Annotated in this window: 19 protein-coding genes and 1 pseudogene; 14 read left to right on the top strand and 6 right to left on the bottom strand. The window is 38.9% G+C overall.

The genetic code is table 11. The features are described from left to right. Window positions 1–11: 11 nt before the first annotated feature. The 3 genes from ACFX4H_RS05790 to ACFX4H_RS05800 all read left to right on the top strand — a co-directional run bounded on the left by ACFX4H_RS05790 (window position 12) and on the right by ACFX4H_RS05800 (window position 2,724). A complete protein-coding gene (locus ACFX4H_RS05790; protein ID WP_170956451.1) occupies window positions 12–515 on the top strand; it encodes a PCYCGC motif-containing (lipo)protein in 504 nt (167 codons plus the stop codon). 177 nt (window positions 516–692) lie between these two features. Further along, window positions 693–1,664 carry a UV DNA damage repair endonuclease UvsE gene (uvsE, locus tag ACFX4H_RS05795; protein ID WP_377434447.1) on the top strand — a complete coding sequence of 324 codons (972 nt, stop codon included), beginning with the start codon at window positions 693–695 and terminating at the stop codon, window positions 1,662–1,664. Window positions 1,665–2,151: 487 nt separating this feature from the next. Next, entirely contained in the window at window positions 2,152–2,724 is a 573-nt protein-coding gene (locus ACFX4H_RS05800) for a site-specific integrase (RefSeq protein WP_194719377.1), read from the top strand. A gap of 586 nt (window positions 2,725–3,310) precedes the next feature. Here the strand turns inward: ACFX4H_RS05800 and ACFX4H_RS05805 are convergent. Then, window positions 3,311–4,021 (bottom strand): Dph6-related ATP pyrophosphatase, encoded by a 711-nt coding sequence (locus ACFX4H_RS05805; RefSeq protein ID WP_377434450.1) that lies wholly within the window; start codon window positions 4,019–4,021, stop codon window positions 3,311–3,313. A gap of 391 nt (window positions 4,022–4,412) precedes the next feature. Between ACFX4H_RS05805 and ACFX4H_RS05810 the strand changes: the two genes are divergently transcribed. From ACFX4H_RS05810 to ACFX4H_RS05830, 5 genes are all read left to right on the top strand, one after another. Further along, entirely contained in the window at window positions 4,413–5,087 is a 675-nt protein-coding gene (locus tag ACFX4H_RS05810) for a GntR family transcriptional regulator (protein WP_063591098.1), read from the top strand. 14 nt (window positions 5,088–5,101) lie between these two features. Continuing rightward, entirely contained in the window at window positions 5,102–6,319 is a 1,218-nt protein-coding gene (lhgO, locus tag ACFX4H_RS05815) for an L-2-hydroxyglutarate oxidase (protein WP_377434453.1), read from the top strand. Between the two features lie 27 nt (window positions 6,320–6,346). After that, window positions 6,347–6,688 carry a DUF3870 domain-containing protein gene (locus ACFX4H_RS05820; RefSeq protein WP_034306813.1) on the top strand — a complete coding sequence of 114 codons (342 nt, stop codon included), beginning with the start codon at window positions 6,347–6,349 and terminating at the stop codon, window positions 6,686–6,688. A 327-nt stretch (window positions 6,689–7,015) separates the two neighbouring features. After that, window positions 7,016–7,954, top strand: coding sequence for a glutarate dioxygenase GlaH (glaH, locus tag ACFX4H_RS05825; protein WP_034306811.1), 939 nt, complete (start codon window positions 7,016–7,018; stop codon window positions 7,952–7,954). A 207-nt stretch (window positions 7,955–8,161) separates the two neighbouring features. Further along, complete coding sequence (locus ACFX4H_RS05830; protein ID WP_377434456.1) at window positions 8,162–8,923, top strand: hypothetical protein; 762 nt, start codon at window positions 8,162–8,164, stop codon at window positions 8,921–8,923. A 317-nt stretch (window positions 8,924–9,240) separates the two neighbouring features. Here the strand turns inward: ACFX4H_RS05830 and ACFX4H_RS05835 are convergent. Together ACFX4H_RS05835 and ACFX4H_RS05840 are read right to left on the bottom strand one after the other, a co-directional pair. Next, a pseudogene (locus ACFX4H_RS05835) lies at window positions 9,241–9,578 on the bottom strand (transposase); the annotation flags it as partial. A 271-nt stretch (window positions 9,579–9,849) separates the two neighbouring features. Then, window positions 9,850–10,962 carry an NAD(P)/FAD-dependent oxidoreductase gene (locus ACFX4H_RS05840; RefSeq protein WP_377434459.1) on the bottom strand — a complete coding sequence of 371 codons (1,113 nt, stop codon included), beginning with the start codon at window positions 10,960–10,962 and terminating at the stop codon, window positions 9,850–9,852. A 173-nt stretch (window positions 10,963–11,135) separates the two neighbouring features. Here ACFX4H_RS05840 and ACFX4H_RS05845 point away from each other — a divergent pair, with 173 nt between their 5' ends. Together ACFX4H_RS05845 and ACFX4H_RS05850 are read left to right on the top strand one after the other, a co-directional pair. Further along, window positions 11,136–11,729 carry a hypothetical protein gene (locus ACFX4H_RS05845; protein WP_034306806.1) on the top strand — a complete coding sequence of 198 codons (594 nt, stop codon included), beginning with the start codon at window positions 11,136–11,138 and terminating at the stop codon, window positions 11,727–11,729. Window positions 11,730–12,169: 440 nt separating this feature from the next. After that, on the top strand, window positions 12,170–13,108 hold the full coding sequence (locus tag ACFX4H_RS05850; RefSeq protein ID WP_241636150.1) for an MBL fold metallo-hydrolase: 939 nt from the start codon (window positions 12,170–12,172) through the stop codon (window positions 13,106–13,108). A gap of 202 nt (window positions 13,109–13,310) precedes the next feature. Here the strand turns inward: ACFX4H_RS05850 and ACFX4H_RS05855 are convergent, their stop codons facing one another. Both ACFX4H_RS05855 and ACFX4H_RS05860 read right to left on the bottom strand, forming a co-directional pair. Beyond that, a complete protein-coding gene (locus ACFX4H_RS05855) occupies window positions 13,311–14,918 on the bottom strand; it encodes an FMN-binding glutamate synthase family protein (protein WP_377434462.1) in 1,608 nt (535 codons plus the stop codon). Between the two features lie 141 nt (window positions 14,919–15,059). Continuing rightward, window positions 15,060–16,154 carry a CdaR family transcriptional regulator gene (locus ACFX4H_RS05860; RefSeq protein ID WP_323603289.1) on the bottom strand — a complete coding sequence of 365 codons (1,095 nt, stop codon included), beginning with the start codon at window positions 16,152–16,154 and terminating at the stop codon, window positions 15,060–15,062. A gap of 293 nt (window positions 16,155–16,447) precedes the next feature. Between ACFX4H_RS05860 and ACFX4H_RS05865 the strand changes: the two genes are divergently transcribed. The 4 genes from ACFX4H_RS05865 to ACFX4H_RS05880 all read left to right on the top strand — a co-directional run bounded on the left by ACFX4H_RS05865 (window position 16,448) and on the right by ACFX4H_RS05880 (window position 20,428). After that, window positions 16,448–17,593 carry a glycerate kinase gene (locus ACFX4H_RS05865; RefSeq protein ID WP_249597896.1) on the top strand — a complete coding sequence of 382 codons (1,146 nt, stop codon included), beginning with the start codon at window positions 16,448–16,450 and terminating at the stop codon, window positions 17,591–17,593. A gap of 4 nt (window positions 17,594–17,597) precedes the next feature. Further along, window positions 17,598–18,944, top strand: coding sequence for a GntP family permease (locus ACFX4H_RS05870; protein ID WP_377434466.1), 1,347 nt, complete (start codon window positions 17,598–17,600; stop codon window positions 18,942–18,944). Between the two features lie 160 nt (window positions 18,945–19,104). After that, complete coding sequence (locus ACFX4H_RS05875) at window positions 19,105–19,452, top strand: PadR family transcriptional regulator (RefSeq protein ID WP_034306796.1); 348 nt, start codon at window positions 19,105–19,107, stop codon at window positions 19,450–19,452. After that, the gene (locus ACFX4H_RS05880) at window positions 19,439–20,428 is read left to right on the top strand and encodes an HAAS signaling domain-containing protein (protein ID WP_034306793.1); all 990 of its coding nucleotides are present in this window, start codon (window positions 19,439–19,441) and stop codon (window positions 20,426–20,428) included. Before ACFX4H_RS05875 ends, ACFX4H_RS05880 begins: the two co-directional genes overlap by 14 nt. A 178-nt stretch (window positions 20,429–20,606) precedes the next feature. Here ACFX4H_RS05880 and ACFX4H_RS05885 read toward each other — a convergent pair whose 3' ends face one another. Continuing rightward, the gene (locus ACFX4H_RS05885) at window positions 20,607–21,134 is read right to left on the bottom strand and encodes an IseA DL-endopeptidase inhibitor family protein (protein WP_034306791.1); all 528 of its coding nucleotides are present in this window, start codon (window positions 21,132–21,134) and stop codon (window positions 20,607–20,609) included. Window positions 21,135–21,341 lie beyond the last annotated feature (207 nt).

The raw sequence follows: 21,341 nt of genomic DNA on the forward strand, positions 1-21,341 counted from the left end.
GGAGTGTAAAAATGAATCTGAAATTAATGACGGTCACTATGGGAATCTGTTTTTCGATAATACTTTCAGGTTGTTCAAGTGAAGAGGAAAGTGTTGTACAAAAAGAAAGCGGCCATGAAGGACATTCAGAGCATACGGTATCCGGAGATCTTCAGGAGGAGACCAGCAGTAAGGAAATAGCACCGGATTTCTTAGCTGAAAAACCGGAGGATATGAAGACAATCTATTTAGCTGTTGCACAAAATAAAGATTTACTAGAAAAAATACCTTGTTATTGCGGTTGCGGAGAGTCAGCTAACCATAAAAATAATTATGATTGCTTTATCCATGAGAATAAAAAAAATGGGGAAGTGGTTTGGGATGACCACGGGACAAGATGCGGAGTTTGCTTGGAAATTGCTGCGCAATCCATATTGGACTTGAATGATGGCATGAGCGTCAAAGAGATCCGGAATAAAGTCGATGAAAAATATAAAAGTGGGTATGCCAAACCAACTCCTACCCCTGAAGTGTAAGTGAAGTATGAAATTCTAGACTGAAATGATAACTTGGAAAAATGGCTTTGGCCCGATATTCTTTCGGAAAAAGGCCATTTTTTTAATTTCTTGGAGCGGTGGATTTTTCACAAATATATTATTTGTCAAAAAGGGGAATACTTCCATTAAACATTCAACCGTAAAGGAGCCATCACTTTGACATTAATTCGCCTTGGTTATGTAGCCATGAGTAATCATGTGCCAAACTGTTCGCCATCCCAAACAATGACTTATACTCAGTTTTCGAAGATTAAGGACAGAGACGCAGCAATAAGGAAGCTCGAACGCCTTTCAATATCCAATCTTCATAATTGCTGGCGTTTACTGATTCATAACGAAGCCAATAATATTCAGTTCTTTAGGCTTTCTTCAAAACTTATCCCTTTAGCCAATCATCCGGAAATTCCAGAATGGGATTACATAGAAGCTATTTCAGAAGAACTGGCTAAATTAAAAACATTCATAAAGAATCACCCCAAAATAAGGGTAGATTTTCATCCAGATCATTTTGTCATCTTGAATAGTTCAAATATCGATATTCTGAAGACATCCTTAAAAACATTAAGGATGCATTATACATTATTAAAAAAAATGGGAGTGGATCCCGAACATCGCTGTGTTTTGCATGTTGGCGGGGGGTACGGCGAGCATGTACAGGCATTAGAGCAGTTTATCCATAATTGGGGTTTGATTCCGGAATCGATTCAAAGAATGGTCATTCTTGAGAATGATGATACTACCTTTACTTTGTCGGAAACCCTTTATTTATGTGAAAAATTGGGAATACCAATGGTTTTTGATTATCACCATTACCTCGCACATCATTTACCAAATGAAGATTGGAAAGATCATTGGGACCGAATATTGACTACCTGGAGTAATTCCAAACTACACCCTAAAATGCATATTTCAAGTCCAAGGTCCGATAAAGAATTTCGAGCACATGCTGACTTTGTGGATACTGGGATGTTCATGGAATTTTTGCAACAAATAAAGGGAAGCTTACCACATCTCGATTGCATGATTGAAGCAAAACAAAAGGATGGAGCGCTTTTCCAGTTGATGGAGGAGCTGAAAAGTCACAAAGACATAGAAATCATTGATGATGCCAGTTTTTATATTCATTAATGGATTGGGGGATATTTGACAAAGGGAAGTAAATTGAATTCTCTTTGTTAAATTTAAAATGAAGAAATGTTTAAAACAAAAGTTTACATAATCATATTATAGTAAATTGAATTAATTGCTAAATAAATGGAAAATTAATTGGGTTATAGGTAAGGTATGCATTATTTAAAAAAAATATTAAAAAAGCCAAAAAAACGAGCTCCATATTTGGCTTTTAAAGCTATTGTTTTAATTCATTGGAGTCATAAGTCAAGAACCGATTAAAAGCGCTCTATGAAGCTATAAGCCGGTGAAAGGAGGGTAGTAGATTACAAGCTCTTTTCAGGTCGCCTTTGTTAGTATATTCCGAATGTAACAAAGGACCTCTATTGATACATTCGAAATCCCGTTAAATCAAGGTTTATAAGCGTATCAAAATTTATAAAACTTGCCTTTTTTTAAGCTGTTCACGTACAATGAAAGAAGGAGAAAGGGGAATGAGCCGTTCATGCAAGCAACCTCTCAAAGAATTAAAAATGTTCAGCCGATACGCAGGTTGGATCACATAGAAAAGATGAAAAAATCACTATTAAAATATTGCAGCTACAGGGATTATATGATGTTTTCAATCGGGATAAACATCGGATTACGTATAGGGGATCTTTTACAATTGCGAGTGAAAGACATCCTTGAGGGTACGCATATAGTCATTGTGGAGCAAAAAACAGATAAAATTAAGCGGTTCCTTGTCAATCCTCAGCTTCGTAAGGAAGTTAGGAAGTATGTCCGCAAATCGAACCTGAAAAATGAACAGTATTTATTTCCAAGTCGAAAAGGGAATGGTCCAATCACCAGGGTGCAGGCCTATCGAGTTCTGAACAAAGCGGCTGAAATGGCAGACATTCCGGATGTCGGTACACATACCCTCCGAAAAACCTTCGGCTATTTGCATTACCAAAAATTCAAGGATATCGCTTTACTGCAGCAAATCCTTAATCATTCCAATCCCAAAGATACGATGATTTACATAGGACTTACACAGGACTTAATGGACGAAACATTAATGGATTTCTATTATTAATTGAACGGACGAAGACAACTCCTGTATTTTTCATTCTTTTTATATGGATAACACAGTCCTTAAATAGAGCATTATTATAGAGAAACATTATTTCGTTATATCTGAAAGGGGAGATAAAACCGGCATCATTGGTGCGGAGAGGAGAAAGGGGTTTCGGAGGGGGATAAGCTCCTTATACTAAGAAAATCGCCTTCACTGAGGATTTTTGAAAAATATAAGAGTTTTGTTAGGGCAACAGTTTTAAATCAACCGAATGACTTTTCAAAAAAGACTAGAATATATAGTCTTTTTTTCGATGTCACCAGTACTGATTTTTATCGCTTAATTTCTTATTAATATAGTATATTAGAAATATTTTTTCTTCTAAAAGTCTGTTGTTCTCCTATTTAACAAATAATGAATCAGAAGTTATCAGTAATGAATGTTTGCTACAAGGTTAAGTTTCTATAATTTTATTATGTTAACTAAAATAATTTTATCCTATTGTTAAAGGACTCCTCAGATGAACTGCACCTCAATCTAAAGAAAATCACATAATTGGGGTGCAGTATAGAGTTGTTGCCAGGAATATTGATAATAAGTTCGGTTATAAGGTACTCTCATTCGTCATCTTATCTAGCTCCAAAGGTAAAAAAGCATACTCCCCGTCTTTAATAATCTCACATTTACGAACTGGAATTGGCTGTTTAAAAATAGGCCCATTTAATACTGTTGTATGAAACTCCCCACCTTCTCCGCAGGGGTCAATGCCGCGAGCTTCAAGTTCCTTCACGTATTCATGGGTTAATGTTCGTCCTAAATCATCCTCTCGCATTCCCAATGATAAATTAACGGTTACAATGATCGTAACGAATCCTAGATTCATGAACTCTTCGACAGCTTCACGATGGTTCATTTCCCATAAAGGCATTCCAAGCTTCAATCCGGCATTCTTCGTAACTGTTTCATGCCAACAGCCATGGGCAGGCATATCCAGGTCTCCAGTTACCAACACTTCTGCTCCTTGATTCTTTGCATCTTCTAAAAGGCGCATAAATACCTTTTCATAATCAGTCCAACTCGCAGCCGCAGTATATACAGGCAAACCTATTGATTCAGCTTGGGCTTTTATGAGTTCCGGAGGCATTCCATGGGATCTGGAACGTTTTCCTTCCTCCTCCAGCATGACAATCAGTCCTACAGCTTCTCCAACCTTCAATGCCTTATATAAGGCTAAGACACTATCCTTTCCTCCGCTAAAAGATGCTATGAATTTATGCCCGTGAGCACTATTTTTCCAATCGATTAATTCTGCCATGCAATTTACCCCTTTATTCTAATGACTTTTACCAATTTCAAATTTTGTACTTCATAACTATATTTGTTTGATTTTAACACGCTTGGAGCCTGCAGATAAGATATTAATGTATCTTGATACAAAAAGACTTGATTTGAGTGGAATTTCGTCCCAAAAAAACTTCTCTTTACTGAACTGAGCAATATAAGATGATTATTTTAAATCACTAGTGTATAGCTACATATAAATGAAGGCCATAAATTATCTTTATATGAGAGAAGTAGATGTTTACCTAGTATTGTATCCAGTGTTTTTTAAATTGGATACAATTTATTTAATTTTCTGTATTGTAATCGCTTCATTAAGTTGATATAGTTTAAATTGTATCCAATATCGAAAGGTGGACGCTGGATTGGATAATGCTAATTCTAAAAGAGATAAATCTACAATCGTAAAAAATGTAACGAAAAGTCTTAGGAAGGCGATTTTGAATGGGACGTTGAAAAAGGGGGAGCGACTCATCCAAGAGGAGTGGGCAGATCGCCTGGAAGTAAGCAGAATGCCCATTCGTGAAGCCCTTACACAACTTCAAATGGAGGGGTTGGTGGAAATGGTTCCTCATAAAGGAGCAATCGTCACACCGATTACCCGGGATGATATTGAAGAAATTTATCATACCAGGTCTCTGCTTGAAGGCCTTGCTGTAGAAAAGTCGCTTCCTTATTTAACAAAGGAGGATAAAGAAAAATTAAAGGGAATTTTGATTGAAATGGAAGGGATTCAGTTATCTGATGAAACCAATGAACATTATATCCTTTTGAATGCGGCTTTTCATGAAACCCTCCGAAAAGGGTGCCCATGGCCAAGAGTTCAAAAAATGGTAGAAACGTTGGGTATCTCACCCATTGCGCCGAATTTGCTGATTGATTATTACCCAGAAACGCAACGGGAACACCGGATGATATTTGAAGCGGCACTAAGAGGGGATCCTGCAGAACTAAGGGCAGCAGTAGAATTTCACATCTTACGGACTAAGAACAATTTAATTACGTATATGGAGTTGCTGAATACTAAAAATCATCAATAAAAGGAGTGTTAATTGTGTATGATTTCGCAATTGTTGGCGGGGGAATTGTAGGTTTATCGACGGGAATGGCCCTTTATCAGCGGTTTCCTAATGCTAAAGTGGTAGTCATTGAAAAGGAGGCTGTTGTTGCAGATCATCAAACGGGGCATAACAGCGGCGTCATCCATTCAGGAATTTATTATAAACCAGGCAGTTTCAAGGCACGGTTTGCCCGTCAAGGAAGCAAATCAATGACGGAATTCTGTAGGATGCATGGAATTGATCATGATATTTGCGGCAAGGTCATTGTTGCAACAAAACCAGAAGAGTTGCCCCTTCTAGATGATTTATTTTCACGCGGTTTACAAAATGAGCTAGCTATCCAAAGAATCGGTGTGGAAGAGTTAAAGGAAATTGAACCGCATGTCAAAGGACTTGGAGCGATTCGCGTCCCGCAAGCTGGCATCGTCAATTATCGTCAGGTAAGTGAAAAGATGGCGGATATCATCCGAGGCAACGGCGGTGAAATCAAGCTGAATACAAAGGTGGAGAAGATTGACGAGGATTCTGATGAAGTCATCATCGCTACGAACAACGGGACTATAAAAGCAAGGATAGTCATTAATTGCGCTGGATTGCACAGTGACCGTATCGCAGCAGCCGCAGGGTATAAAACTGATATGAAAATTGTCCCGTTTCGCGGTGAATATTTTAAATTGAAGCCCGAAAAGCGCTTTCTTGTCAATCATTTAATTTATCCGGTACCTAACCCTAAGTTTCCATTTCTAGGAGTTCATTTCACACGGATGATTAGCGGCGAAGTAGATGCTGGCCCAAATGCTGTACTTAGTTTCAAACGTGAAGGTTATAAAAAAACTGACTTCAATGCGAAGGATTTAACTGAAGTTTTAAGCTATAAAGGTTTTTGGAAACTGGCCAGTAAATTCATGAAGGAAGGGATGGATGAATATGTCCGTTCTTTTAGTAAAAAGCAATTTACGAAAAGTCTGCAGGAATTGATTCCGGAAATTCAAGAAGATGATTTAATCCCTGCACCTGCCGGAGTCCGGGCACAGGCGTTACAGGATGATGGTAATATGGTGGATGATTTTCATATTATAATGGGGAAACGGACCATTCATGTTTGTAATGCACCGTCACCTGCAGCAACAGCCTCCATTGAAATTGGAAAAGAGGTTGTTACCCGCATTCCGGAACAAACACACTTATTGGAAGCTGTATTGACAAAATAATATTCGTTAAAGAGAGGAAGAGGCCTCATGTTCAATGGTAAAACAATTTTTATTGCAGGTCACGCACGTTTACCTCAAGGGATGGCGGCGAAAAGTGTCTTTGAAACATTGACCATCACTGCAGAAGTCGATGCTAAATATGGTGTTATCCTGGAGGCTTCTTGTACACTGGCAACAGAGCATGGACGGGAATTTATTGGGCGTTTATTAAAAGGGATCAGTTTAAATGATGGTGTTGATGAAGCGATAGAATCGATTACATCTTATTATCGGGGGAAAGCGGCTAATGCATTGATTGCTGCCTTGAAGGACCTGGATCTCCATTTTCAGCAAATTAAAGCGGCAGAAAAAACGAAACTACCAAGTTAGTAAAATGATTTATCAGAATAATTTGTAAAATATGTTGACATTTTTACGGAAAAACGTTTTAATGTAATTAAGCCAATATTATGACATTAACACCTTTTGGAAAATACCTTTTCAGAATCGTGTAAAGATCTTAATGATTGGAAACAGGAAAAATAAACCATACATAAACTGCATATTCGCTGTGACTCTATTTGCATAGAGCAGTGAAGTGAATATAAGCCAGTTGTACAGTTGGATTCCCATTTTATTTGGGGTCATGTGCGACTGGCTTTTTATATTTCCTGTTAACCTTGTCACCTATATTACAAATAACAGGAGGAATCATTCATGAACATTGCAGAAAAAAAGAGAGCGAAGTTTGAAAGGAAAACAGAAAAATACGAGGTGAAAGTTCACCCTCAATCCAGCCGTTTATATCATATTGAAATTTCAAAAGAGGCGATTGCTGCTTTTTTAGAAACGGTATCCAAGGATAATCAGTCTGTTCAACATCTGGAATATACGCCATATGCACGACTCATCATTGCTTCATATCTTTTGGATCAAGTAGGGGAAGACTTTGGTGAATTGCTTCGTAACATCGTTCATGATCGGGAATCCGGCGGCTTCACCCTTGGCTTGGAGGGTGTCACGGAGAATACAGATGAATATGTCATTTTTGCAACGGCCATTTCATACTTGCTGGGAACTCCAAACCATGATTCCATGTCAGGGAAATATTATGCCCGCTTCAGTGTTCAAGACACGGATAGCAGTGATTCATATTTACGTCAGGCTTATCGTTTATTTACACTTCATACGGATGGCACCTTTGTAGATGAACCAACGGACTGGTTACTAATGATGAAGATGATCGAACAAAATGCACGCGGTGGCGAATCACGTTTATTGCATTTAGACGATTGGAAAGAGCTTGATATGTATGTGAATCATCCATTATCCAGCCACAAATTCACGTATAAAGCTCCAAAAAGTAAGAACGTTAACCAGGAAATTGAAAGATTGACCTTCTTCAATCATAATAACCAACCTGGTGTATGTTTTATCGATCAATTTGTTTATCCTGAATCAATCGAACAAGCCAAATACTTGCGCGATTTATCCAATTCATTGGAAAGTGATGAAAGTGTACTTGAACTTGAACTGCCTGTTGGAGATTTAGTTGTTGTCAACAACATATTCTGGCTTCACGGCCGCGCTGCATTTGAAAAGGATCCGAACCTGAATCGTGAATTACTTCGCCAACGCGGAAGATTCAATCAATAGTTTCAATTTGTAAACCCAAACATTTTTTTCATCCCCAAATACCATTTTAAAGATAAATTCTTTTCAATCCAAGGGTTGGAAAGCAATTTATCTTTTTTTTGAGAGTTTTCCAACAAGATTCATAATGCCCCTATGTCGGTGGCAAATCTGAATTTCTGATATACTGAATTGGCCAAAATAAATAAAGGGAAGAAGGGGTAGTAATTTATGGGGATCGCTAATTTTTCTAAGTTTACGCAATTTAAGGAATTAATTAAAGCTTTACCTGCTGTCTATACAGATGAAATGATAAAGAGTGAGCAATTTTTACTTGAAAGAGAAGAAAAGAAAAAACTCGAAATATATTATGCTCCTTTCGAATATATAAATGAACGGGCCAAAGTGGTGATTGTCGGAATCACTCCTGGTTTACATCAAATGAAAAAATCTTATTCTACCGTAATTAATGCAAGAGGGCACCTGCATGGTGACGAAGAGATCCTGCACGAAGTAAAAAAAAATTCCAGTTTTGAAGGAACGATGAGAAAAAATTTAGTTAAAATGATGGATGAGCTTGGATTACACACATACTTAAACATTTCGTCCACACTGGATCTTTTTGACGAAGCGAGTCACCTCGTTCATACTACCTCAATTTTAACCTACCCAGTTTTTTATAACGGAAAAAACTATAGTGGAACAACTCCAAACATTTTAAAAACCGAGTTGCTTGAAAAAAATATAATGGAAGGCTTTGCTACCGAAATAGGTAACATTGAACATCCGCTTATTATTCCTTTAGGCGTTAATGTTACCAAGGTCTTAAACTATTTAGCGGGTCAAGATTATTTGGATGCCAATAACATACTTCTAGGATTTCCCCATCCATCTGGAGGAAATGGTCATCGTCATAAGCAATTTGCAGCAAATAAAGAGCAAATGAAAATGATGTTACAGCACTATTTTTCAAAGGAAATGACCGTGGGTTAAAAAGGAGTGCTGTATGCTCATTGAATCTTTTGTAGGTATAAAAAGATGGGAAACAGTTGATTATTGAATTCTATAATTCATCTATTTGTGTTAAAAGTAAAATTAACTATTTACTACTGATATTATGGTGATTATAATAAGAACGAATGTTCTTAATTATAGGAGGCATTAACATGGATGAATTAGAGGAATTTTTAAAAACACTCACTATTGAAGAGTTAAAAGTTATTTATGAAGAAGTAAGTGAACCTGATATTAATAAATAGATGAAATAAATAGAAATGGAAGATTCTTATTTTTACATTTCAAAGAACAGCATGATTTTTCCCGAACGTGGAGTAGGAGGTGCTTCATCATGAAAACCATAGCCTAAGAACCAACGGTAATCCTTATTTGTTTCCGCTTCTTCAATCGTTTTTCGCATGGAACGAATACCAAAGGTATATTGAAATGAATGTCAGTTTAACTAAAATAACTGAATCAATACTTAGGCGTCCTACCTCTGAATACATATATTTCACCAAGTCATAAATGCAAGTGAAGTCAATGGAAGCCTCCATTTACGAACCAAATGGTTCGGTGGCACCAGTTGAACTAAATCTAAAGTAATCATTTCAAGTTGATTGCGCTGAATAGAATCATGTTTAGAAGGCATCTTCATCACCTCAAGTTTTAATACTTCTATATTAAAACAAAAATGACTCTAGGCAAAAGTGTTCTATCTAAAAGTTAAAGCAACGTCCAAATTGTAAAAGCCATAAAAAATAGACAAACTCGATTTTCATCGAGTTTGTCTACAGTCTGAATCAAGGACCCATTAAAGGTCCTTGATCCTTTTTATGAAAAGGACCATTTGAAAAAAACGGAACTGATCATTTTCTGATCAGTTGAGTTCATACAGCAAGTTAATTTAAGGGAAGCTAAATTTATAGCGCACCTCTTACATCATAATTTTCAATTTCGATTTCAATTTCTCTGTCAAGTGCGAGGTTTGCCAATAGTGAGCCTATATATGGGCCCATTGTTAAACCTGAAGCTCCAAGACCATTGGCTACGATTATGCCTCCCCAGCCAGGTAAAGGTCCCATGACGGGAAGGAATCCCGGCGTGAATGGACGGAATCCGACCCTTGCTTCAACAAACGTACTGTCTGTCAAACCGGGGGCGGTTTGCAAGGCTTTGTTGAAAACTTCCTGTAGCCCACCTGCGGTCATTCGGTTATCGAAAACTTCCGTATTTTCATGAGTCGCCCCCGCGACGATTTTATTATGATCAAAAGCCAAAAGATATTGATCACTCGGAGGCATGACTACAGGCCAGTTATTTGTATTTTCATTTGCCATTTCCAGATGAATGATTTGAGCCTTTTGGAAAGTGACATGAAAATTCACGCCCAGTGGTTTCAGTAATTCTGGTGCCCAAGCGCCAGCACAAACAATCACTTTATCAGCAGGAATGAATTCATCTCTAAGTGTTACACCTGACACTTGAGTACCGTTATATGTAAGTTTAGCTTCGCCATACATAAGTTTTGCACCATATTTTTGTGAAGCCCTCAATAAGGAATCACGTAGTGCGCGTCCATCGACCCGCGCTGCACCACTCACATGAACGGCTGCATATTCACTGGAAAGAGGCGGGAATAAGGCACGTGTTTCCTCTGCGGAAAGTAAGGTGATCGCCCCCATCTCCGGTGCATCTTCTTGCCGTTTTGCCGCCCGGTTCTTCATGGCATACAGTTTAGCTTCATCTGTATGCAGACTTATGGCACCGACCTGGGCATACCCAGTCTCGGTTTCACCGTCCCGTTCAAGTTCTTCAATTAAACCCGGGTAAAAGGCCGCACCATTTTTGGCAAGAAGATACCAAGCTTGGTTGCGCCTTTGCGATATCCACGGGCAAACGATTCCTGCAGCTGCAGATGTTGCCTGACCGACATCTTGGCGGTCAATAATGATCACTTCAACCCCATTTTTAGCCAATTGATAGGCAGTGGAAGCTCCCAAAATTCCTGCACCAACTACAATGATTTTTTGCATGATTCAACATCTCATTTCTTTCATATGTATAAACGCTTACCACTACTATATCGAAGACCAGAAATGATTGCCACATCTGATATTGTAATTTCTTTCACAAAGTTATTTTATCTATACTGAATATGCTATGATTGAAATTGTGAAAGCTTGAAAAGACACTAGGAGGACATATCATGCTAAAAAAACAAATGGAATCATACATATCAAAATCCGTAATCGAAAACAAGATTGAGTTATTTAAAGAAGAAAAGGACTATGTAGAAAAGCATAAATTACTCGCTGAAGATATCATTATAGCGGAAAAAGAAAATGCATCGCGTTTTACAGATGCTTATATGGAGCGCAGTAATAAAGAGAGCGAAGAATTAATCTCTGAAGAGAACTCTGCATTTTTATCACAACCGATTGAGTATTTGAAAAAAAACAAAGATGAATTCCTTTACTTTGAATCACAATGGTTCGAATTAATCGGTGTTGAGGCACTTTCGTTAGAAGTCGATGATGTTTTCGGTACATATAACACGATGTTCGGATTGAAATTCCAGAAAAAAATGGGAGATGTTTTAAAAACGTATTTAACCAAGGAACTCCAAGAAGGAATTGGGTCGTTCAGTTTAATGTTTAACCAGGGCGAAGGGCTATGGGATGTGAATTTTGCCTTGGATAACATTAAAGGGTTTCAAGAAGACATGTCATTGGAAGAAGCTTTTCATTTAATTTATCATTTTATTTTCAACCTTGTTCAAACGATCGAGGATGATATGTAAAACGAGGTGCCGTAAAAGGTAAGACAAAGTTGATTGGATCGGGTGTACGAGACCCCTGCTTAGAAAAGCCCGTCTTGGGAAGACCCCGCAGGCGAAAGCCGAGGGCCGACCGCCCGCGGAAAGCGAGTGCCCTACGTTCCAATCAACCTCCAAATTGTACAAGCCATAAAAATAGACAAACTCGATTTTTCATCGAGTTTGTCTACAGTCTGCCGCCATTAATTTTAATGGCGTTTTTTTAATTTTCATGAATTAACCATTGCGCCTAGGCTATGGCTTCTGGATTTTAATCGATTGGCTCTGGATATGATTAAAGGAAACTGGGAAAATTCGTCGAATTGATTAATGATATACATTATTTAATAAACTTAAATGTTTTGTTTTTAGCAATTTCGATTTTTTTCATGTAAATGCAGTTAAATCGGAAGGGGAAGTTATACTTGCTAAATGAATTGAAAGTTACTCAAATTACCATTCCATTGCCATTTAGATTGGACCATGTCCATTGTTTCCTAGCGGAAGGTGAAAAAGGATGGACTATCATTGATGCGGGATTAAATAACAAAACGACCAGGGATTTATGGAACCCAATTATCGAAAAACACGATATTACCGATATTATCATCACACATTATCACCCAGATCATTTCGGGTATGCAGGGACATTACAACAATTGACCTGTGCGAATGTATGGATGACAGAAGTGGATGAGCAAGCGGGAACTACGTATTGGGAAGCCGATTCGCTAAATCTGCTTAAAGAAAATTACAATGCGTGTGGTATGGAAGAAGATGTCGCCGTGGCCTTATCCAGTGACGAAAGCGGATTCATGCCCCAAGTAAAACCCTATCCTACCGTAAATCATCATCTTGAAGAAGGAATGAAGCTGCATTTTGGCAAATATGAGTATGAAGTGCTTTTCACTCCGGGACATTCTGACGGCCTGATTTCCTTATATAATAAGGAAAATAGCGTCCTGTTCTCGACAGATCATATATTGCCCAAGATATCTCCAAATATATCTTATTGGTTTAAAGGTTTCAGCAACCCATTGGAAGAGTTTTTTAATTCTTTGAAAAAAATACAAAAGCTTGACGTTGAATATGTCATCCCTTCTCATGGGAAACCGTTTCAAAATGCCAATAAAAGAATTGTTGAATTGTTGGATCACCACCAGGACCGGCTGCATGTAATTCATGAAAACATGAAAGAGGCGATTTCTGTAAAAAGTGCTTGCCAGATCTTATTTGGAAATCTGTCCATTCACGAAACCAGATTTGCTGTAGGTGAAACATTGGCACACCTAGAATACCTTCTTTTGAATGACCAATGCAGAAAGTTTAAACGTGATGGCAAATGGTATTATCAATCCATCTGAAATTTTTACCAAACTATAGTAAATTCATCTAAAGCCGCTAATTACTCCATCTTATGTTTATTATCGCTATGGAAAGCTGGCGGGTAAGGGAAATGGAGAAAGGGATACTCGAATACATGCCTGATACAATTGGCAGCCTATAACGGATTCATTGATCGAAAAAGAAAAGACCATCGCCCATCATACTTGGGCGGTGGTCTTTTCATTGCCTGGACCCTATTTGTCCATTAACTTCTTTCATAATATCTTCAAGAGATGTGACAATTCCTTTATCGTCCTTATAGCTAATGTGCTTAGGCTGAAATTGGAGAGGCGATTCTAAACCAGCTGCGGCTGAGATCCGAAATAATCCTTTTCTAAGGGTTACAAGAAAGTTAACCACACGGTATTTCTTTTCATCGATGACAAGTGCTTTTTGCAATTCCGGATCAGTGGTGGCTACCCCGACAGGACAAGCATTGGAATGGCATTTCATCGTCTGTATACATCCTATCGCAATCATGAAACCCCGGGCTATGTTAACAAGGTCTGCTCCCATGGCCAGGGCGATCGCAATTCTATCAGGCGTGAACAATTTACCGGAGGCGATGATTTTGACCCGATTGCGGACGCCGTATTTTTCCAATGTCGATACCAAAATCGGCAAAGCGGATTTTATCGGCAATCCTACGCTATCGATCAATTCCTGATAAGAAGCACCCGTGCCGCCTTCACCGCCATCCAATGAAATGAAATCCGGACCTTTCCCGGTTTCTTTCATGTAGCTAGCAAGCTCTTCAACACTGTCAGTGCCGCCGATGACCATTTTGATGCCGACCGGGATTCCAGTATGTTCCCTTATTTTTTCGATAAAATCGCACATGGATTTTACGTCATTGTATTGATGAAACCGATTCGGACTATCAATCGCTTTGTACGGAACGACCTTACGGATTTCAGCGATTTCCGGATTCACTTTTTCAGCATCGATATGTCCTCCGCGAGTTTTGGCACCTTGAGCCAATTTGATTTCAAATGCTTTGATTTCAGGTATTTCACTTTTTCTTTTTAACTCATCCCAATCCATTTCGCCGAAACTATCACGAACTCCAAACATAGCTGGACCGATTTGCATGATTATATCGACACCGCCAATTAAATGATAAGGAGATAGTCCGCCTTCACCTGTATTCATCCAGGTACCTTTTGCTGCAGCCAATCCCTCAGAAAGCGCAGTGATTGCATTCTTTCCCAAAGAGCCATAACTCATGGCTGACATGCCGATAAGGCCTTTTAGTCGAAAAGGATTCTTAGTGTTTGGGCCAATGATTACGGCATCTTCATCATCCAATAAGAATGCAGAGGATACTTCATCTTCCCATTTTTCTTCTCGTTGTGAGAAAAGCGGGTCTTTCAATAGAATGTACCTTTTCGTCGTCACTTTAGTTTCACGATCATATTTTTCTTCTTCGGCCAATTTTGGGAACATGCTATTTTTAACAAAGAAGCCTTCCTCATCAAAATCCCGTTTTGAGCCAAAACCTATGACATCCCGTAAATATTTTGAACTTTTCACCATATGTTCATAGTCATCACGGGAAAAGGGTTTTCCTTCGTTATCACTGTTAAACCAATATTGCCGCATCTCAGGTCCGATTTTTTCCAGAAAGTATCGTATTCTCCCAAGCACGGGGTAATTTCTTAAAATTGCATGATGCTTCTGCATGCGATCAAAGAAAATCATATAAAGTATTAGTAAGACCAAAACGATGATAATGATGAAAACAACGGTAAATCCAAGGATAATTAAAAGATTTGCGATGCCACTCATTCAATCCCTCCTGATATGCAAAAAAATCATGTATTTTTAATCTACTCGGTAATTCGATCAATTATACAGAATTCCAATGCAAGGCTTTAATAGGGATGGAACGAAAATAATTTAAATAGGCAATATTGTTCTCAATTTCTTTCAACTTCTCCTTTTCGATTGGCTTACCCAAATGGCTAACTGTAAAGTTATGGCATCTTGCAGCACCTGTGGATTATATCCGGTAATGTCCTTGATTTTTTTCAATCGGTATATAAGGGAATTACGATGGATAAACATACTTTTGGCACATTCCCCGATATTTAGGTTACTTTGGAAAAATTGTTGCAGAGTCTCAATCAACTTTTCGGATAAGCTGCCTAAAATTCTTTCCTGAAATTGCTGTTTCGTCCGCTCATCTATCCTTTCCAACAGGGCTTTTGTTTCCACATCAGTATATCTAGATAAAGCTTGTTTGGCTTCACCCAGTAAAAGTGCTGTTTCAGCTTCGCGGAAAGAGTGGACGATGGATGATTCCTTATCCACGATAGAGCCCAAACCGATTCGTATAACGAAGTCTTTTGCTTTTAATTGTTTGATGGCTGAATCCAGTCTTTTGTCAATGTTATTTCCGCTTAGCGCCATAGTGAGAATGAAAACCCGATTCACACTCAGGAACCCAACAAGGGCATACTGGGAACCAAAAACAGTTTCAGTCATCTGAATCAGCTCATTCTTATTTAACGGATTTAATTTCATTTCCATTACCCCCACTTGATAGGGAGGTTCTAATTTCATTCCAATCAGTTCAAGTCTCTGATCAATCGAATGCTGATTGATATCTTCCTTTAATAAGTCTTCAAATACCAATTCTTTCAAGTGTTGTTTCCATTCGAGTTGTTCCGCCATAAAAGCTTGATGAAGCATCATTTCCGTTATCATTTTCACCAATTCGCCGAATTCCAAAAGTTCAGTCGGATCTCCGGTGATCCCGATGACGCCTATAATTACATTTTGAAAATTAATCGGCAAATTAATTCCAGGAAGGACACCTACCCATTGATGACGATCATTTTCGGGAATGATTAACGGCTTTCCCGTTTTCAGTACTTCCATTGCTCCTAAATGCAATTGGTCGATGCGTTCATGATTTCCGGAAGCGATGATGATTCCTTTATCATCCATAATATTAATGTTTCTGTTAAGTCTATTGGTGGTTTGTTTGACAATTTCCATTGCAATTTCTTGGGTCAGCATTCAAGTCATCCTTTTAGAGTTTTTTTATTTGCTAACAGAATGGTGATCATATTTTATGCAAACAAGCTATGATTTTTCATGTAAAGAGGGATCGTCGAAAGTTTAAGCCTTTAGCTATCTTATACTTTAGGAAAATAGGAAAATAACAGAAAAGACAGATTATTTTTTCTGTATAGTATAACCAAAAAAAACCAATATGTCATACTTATTTTCGTTTAGAATGAACGATGATTAAAATATTTCCGAAGATTATAATTAATTGATATAAAAATATATTCAAAGGGGAACTGAGCATGAAAATTGTTATTGCACCAGATTCCTATAAAGGAAGTTTATCAGCAACAGAAGCTTCAAAAGCTATTGAGCGAGGAATCAGGAAGGCACTGCCGGATGCGTACACAATATTGGTTCCTGCGGCGGATGGCGGGGAAGGCACGATGGATAGTCTTGTAGCAGCTACAAATGGTCGAAAAGTTGAAGTGACCGTTAAAGGACCTTTACTTGAAGATGTTCAGGCAGCATATGCAATCTTGGGCGATCAAAAAACTTGTGTAATTGAAATGGCTAGTGCATCTGGTCTTTGCCTTGTCGATTCAGCTGAGTTGAACCCATTGATCACTACTTCATACGGGACAGGGGAGCTTATTCAAAAGGCATTGAATGATGGCTGTCGAAAGTTCATTTTAGCGATTGGCGGAAGCGCTACCAACGATGGCGGAGTCGGTATGCTCCAGGCTTTGGGAATGAAGGTGTTTGATGAAGAAGGTAAAACTCTGGGATACGGAGGTGCCGAATTATCACGGATATCAAACATTAATACGGAGGATTTTGATTCCAGAATAGCGGATTCTGAATTTTTGATTGCATCGGATGTCCAAAATCCGTTAGTCGGTCCTGATGGGGCATCAAGGGTATTCGGACCTCAAAAAGGGGCGACTCCTGACATGGTTGAAATGCTTGATAAGGCTTTATCATCATGGGCTGATTTGGTGGAAATCAAAACAGGCATACACTTGCATGATAAAGCAGGTGCTGGTGCTGCAGGAGGAATTGGAGGTGCATTTCAAGCCTTTTTCCGTGCAGAAACAAAAAGGGGCATCGATATTGTCATGGAGTATACGAAACTGGGTGAAAAATTATCCGGTGCCGATTGTGTCTTTACCGGTGAGGGCCAAATCGATTACCAGACTGCTTCAGGCAAAACACCCATGGGAGTTGCACAAGAAGCCAAAAAGCATGGTATTCCGGTATTTGTTTTGGCTGGATCGATCGGAACAGGTATTGAAGTTTTATATGACCACGGAATAACGAGTGTTCATAGTTTGGTGAACGCTCCCATGCCTTTAAAGGAAGCAATGGAAAGAGGAGCTGAATTGTTGGAAGTTTCAGCCGAGCAAGTAATGCGGGCTTTTTTGGCAGCGATCAAAAATAGGGGGTAATCTTATGTTATTTATTGTTTTGGCCATCGGCGTGTTTTTAATTGTTTTTGCGACAACTAAATTCAAGCTGCATCCGTTCTTATCGCTTCTATTAGGCACTTTATTTGTGGGTTTTGCTTCTGGAATGCCTCTGGATCAGATTGTTGAGAATATCAACGGCGGTTTTGGCGGATTGATGACAAGCATTGGACTTGTAATCGTTTTCGGTACAATAATCGGGACCATTTTGGAAAAGGCCGGTGCCGCATTAAGAATGGCCGAAGTTGTATTGAGGATTGTCGGCCCTAAAAGACCGCAGCTTGCCATGAGTTTGATTGGCTTTATCGTATCCATACCCGTTTTTTGCGATTCAGGTTTCGTTATTTTATCGAGCTTAAGAAAAGCGTTGGCAAGACGCGCAAAAGTAGCGGTTGCTTCCATGTCAGTTGCACTTGCAACTGGTTTGTATGCGACACATACACTTGTACCCCCAACCCCGGGGCCAATTGCGGCAGCCGGGAATATCGGAGCGGACGGATACTTGGGGACCGTCATTTTGATAGGTCTAATTACGGCCATTCCAGCTGCACTTGCTGGTTATATATGGTCAATGAAAGTAGCGACCAAGATAGAAGTTGAAGATGACCGAAGTGACCTGGATTACGATTATGATGAAATTGTCCGTTCATTCGGCAAGATGCCTTCTGCCTTACAATCATTTTTACCGATCGTTTTACCGATTGTCCTGATTGGAGCCAGTTCTGTATTAACGCTCTTTGGGACAGAGGGGGGAATCGCCGCATTTTTCGTATTCTTGGGCCAGCCGGTCATCGCATTGCTCGTCGGAGTGATTTCCGCTCTGACATTGCTGCCTAAGTATGATGAAGAAACATTAACAAACTGGATAGGAGCCGCCTTATTGGATGCTGCGCCAATTTTATTGATCACCGGGGCGGGCGGAGCATTTGGTACCGTCATTAAAAATACGGGGATTGCAGACATCATCCAAAGTTGGGATATGAGCAGCATCTTTAGCGGTTCCTTGTTCCTGTTGGTCCCGTTCCTAATTGCTGCTGGGTTGAAAACGGCCCAGGGTTCTTCGACAGCATCACTGGTCATCACTTCATCTTTGATTGCCCCCATGCTTCCAACGTTGGGTATTGAAGGGGCTATTCCTCTTGCATTGGTAGTCATGGCTGTTGGAGCAGGTGCGATGACAGTAAGCCATGTAAATGATAGCTTCTTCTGGGTGGTCACCCAATTTAGCGGGATGAAAGTGACGGATGCCTATAAAGCTCAAACGATGGCTACCTTAATACAAGGAGTGGTCACGATTATCACGACGATGATATTGTGGGTCATTCTTGTGTAATATTAATATTGGAAAAACGGAGAGGCGTGAACCGCCTCTCTTTTTTATGCTTTAAATAAAATATATTTTCATTTTTATGGTGTTGTAAGAACTAAAATAGTGTATGATGCATAGTATAAGGTATGGTGTACGTCACATAGTATAGAGAAGGGGTGATTGGATGAGCACTTTACTGAATTCATTAACCACTGAGCTGCGCAGAGGCACTTTGACGTTAGCTGTCTTAAGTCAGCTCAAAACTCCGCAGTATGGGTACTCGCTTGTCCAGCGTTTAGAGAAGTCTGGAATTACCATTGATCAAAGTACTTTATATCCTTTGCTTCGCCGCCTGGAAAAACAAGAATTGGTGACCAGCAGCTGGGATACCTCTGAAAGTAGACCGCGCAAGTACTATTCTTTAAGTGATTATGGGGGAGAAATCTTCACGCAGTTAAAGGAAGAATGGGAAAAAACTTCTCAAGAGCTTTATATATTATTAAAAGGAGAGGGAGAAGATGGAGCTGATTGAACTTTATATTCAGGAAGTGACCCGCAGGCTGCCAGAAAAAAACCGGGCGGATATTGCGCTTGAGCTTCAATCCACAATCGAAGATATGCTTCCGGAGGATTATACGGAGCAAGACGTGAAAACGGTACTTTTAAAATTAGGAGATCCGGTTACACTGGCAAGTGGTTATCGCGATCGGCCAATGCATCTGATCGGGCCTCGTTATTATGATGTTTATATCAGTCTGTTGAAAATGATTTTACCAATCGCTGCAGTCATTTCACTGATCGCATTAGTAGGGGATAATCCGTTTCGGGATACGGGGAATACGGTTATGGAAGCAATTTTAAAAATAATCGGGAAAGGAATTTCAGGTATCATCAGTACAGGTATCCAAGTGTTTTTCTGGTTAACGCTTTCATTTGCCATTTTAGAACGCTTGGACACTTCAAAAGACCAGTCGCCCGTAACAAAAGACTTGAAACCATGGACACCGGAAAACTTAAAAGATATTCCGAACATTTCAAAGAAAAAAGCGGTCCCTATGATCGAGGTTTTTGCAAGTTTGTTAGGCCTTTCTGTATTCGCAGCCCTTTATTTCAATGCAGCAAACCTGTTAGGCGTCTATGAAAAAAGAAATGGCAGTCTCATTTTCGTGACACCTTCTTTTAATCAAGATGTATTGAATTCCTATTGGCTGCTGGTATCTTGCGTCATTATCATTGGGGTGCTCTTAGCGATATATAAATTATTTTTAGGTCGATGGACCCTGAAATTAGCTTTTTTTCATGCCATATACCAGCTGTTGTACACTCTGGCTTTCATCATCATCATCAGTAATCCTGATTTATTGAACCCGGAATTCCTTGCATACCAAAGAACACTATTCTCAATCGATGAATGGAAAAGCTCGATATACTGGGGTCTCATACTCATCTCCATCATTTTTGCCGCCTACGATACCTATCAAGGCTTCCGAAAGGCAAAAATCCGTTAAGGCACAGCATCTTAGCTGTGTTTTTTTTGTTTAAATATTTTGTGAAGTGAAAGGTGAGCTGATACAAGCCTGAAAGATTATTTCTCAAGATACTAGGGACAACAAAAAAACAACTCATATGTCATATAGTTTATAACTAACTATACAGCATATGAGGCGTTATATTTAAACCGATGTTTTATTGAACTGCATCGAACTGATTGACTTTCCAAGCGGAACCGGACTTATAGAAGGTAACCGTTCTTTTTACTGACTCACCGTCGACTGTAGGTACAGTTAAATTGTATGACCTAACGTTTTGTTTTTGATAGGCCAATTTAATTTTGGCTTTTTTCCACTCTAACATGCTAAAGCCATCTCCGACAGGACGTGCTAATTTCCCTTTATGGGTAATGTAATTATATTTAGTCAGTCCTTTTTCAATTGCATTATTAGTAAATGTCTCTGCTAAGTAGGCAGTCAATTTATCTTTTGTATTAAACTCTTGGCAAAGGTATGAATACTCTGTCCCTTTATAATTGAAAGTTTTTTGTGAACATGAACGGGTTTTGTATCCATGTAAAGCATTCCAAAAATGTTTGCTGGCATTATCGGCTATCTTTAATGCATTTGCGTCAGACAATGATGTCGTTTTTGCGGTAACCGGACCACTTAATGTGAAAAATAAAATGATAATGGATAATAACATACCTAAAAGTTTTTTCATATCATATCTCCCCAATCCCTAATAGGATACTTATGTAACGAAATTTTAATAAATATTACAATTGTTACATTTATATTACAACATGTTTGGCATAAGTAAAAGAGAAATTTTGTTAATTTTTAAATATAATTTTAGGTTTTATCAAATATTCATAGTTTGTTCACTATATTCTTTTTGAAAGGGCGTTCACAGATTTGCAATAGAATG

Origin of the sequence: Peribacillus sp. YIM B13477 (genome assembly GCF_042787955.1) — a bacterium.
Lineage (GTDB): Bacteria > Bacillota > Bacilli > Bacillales > DSM-1321 > Peribacillus > Peribacillus frigoritolerans.

Bases quoted from the DNA above. Each gene is read 5' to 3' on its own strand.
- ACFX4H_RS05790 (WP_170956451.1), top strand. From the start codon at position 12: ATGAATCTGAAATTAATGACGGTCACTATGGGAATCTGTTTTTCGATA.
- ACFX4H_RS05800 (WP_194719377.1), top strand. From the start codon at position 2,152: ATGCAAGCAACCTCTCAAAGAATTAAAAATGTTCAGCCGATACGCAGG.
- ACFX4H_RS05805 (WP_377434450.1), bottom strand. From the start codon at position 4,021: ATGGCAGAATTAATCGATTGGAAAAATAGTGCTCACGGGCATAAATTC.
- ACFX4H_RS05820 (WP_034306813.1), top strand. From the start codon at position 6,347: ATGTTCAATGGTAAAACAATTTTTATTGCAGGTCACGCACGTTTACCT.
- glaH (WP_034306811.1), top strand. From the start codon at position 7,016: ATGAACATTGCAGAAAAAAAGAGAGCGAAGTTTGAAAGGAAAACAGAA.
- ACFX4H_RS05830 (WP_377434456.1), top strand. From the start codon at position 8,162: ATGGGGATCGCTAATTTTTCTAAGTTTACGCAATTTAAGGAATTAATT.
- ACFX4H_RS05840 (WP_377434459.1), bottom strand. From the start codon at position 10,962: ATGCAAAAAATCATTGTAGTTGGTGCAGGAATTTTGGGAGCTTCCACT.
- ACFX4H_RS05845 (WP_034306806.1), top strand. From the start codon at position 11,136: ATGCTAAAAAAACAAATGGAATCATACATATCAAAATCCGTAATCGAA.
- ACFX4H_RS05855 (WP_377434462.1), bottom strand. From the start codon at position 14,918: ATGAGTGGCATCGCAAATCTTTTAATTATCCTTGGATTTACCGTTGTT.
- ACFX4H_RS05860 (WP_323603289.1), bottom strand. From the start codon at position 16,154: ATGCTGACCCAAGAAATTGCAATGGAAATTGTCAAACAAACCACCAAT.
- ACFX4H_RS05865 (WP_249597896.1), top strand. From the start codon at position 16,448: ATGAAAATTGTTATTGCACCAGATTCCTATAAAGGAAGTTTATCAGCA.
- ACFX4H_RS05870 (WP_377434466.1), top strand. From the start codon at position 17,598: ATGTTATTTATTGTTTTGGCCATCGGCGTGTTTTTAATTGTTTTTGCG.
- ACFX4H_RS05875 (WP_034306796.1), top strand. From the start codon at position 19,105: ATGAGCACTTTACTGAATTCATTAACCACTGAGCTGCGCAGAGGCACT.
- ACFX4H_RS05880 (WP_034306793.1), top strand. From the start codon at position 19,439: ATGGAGCTGATTGAACTTTATATTCAGGAAGTGACCCGCAGGCTGCCA.
- ACFX4H_RS05885 (WP_034306791.1), bottom strand. From the start codon at position 21,134: ATGAAAAAACTTTTAGGTATGTTATTATCCATTATCATTTTATTTTTC.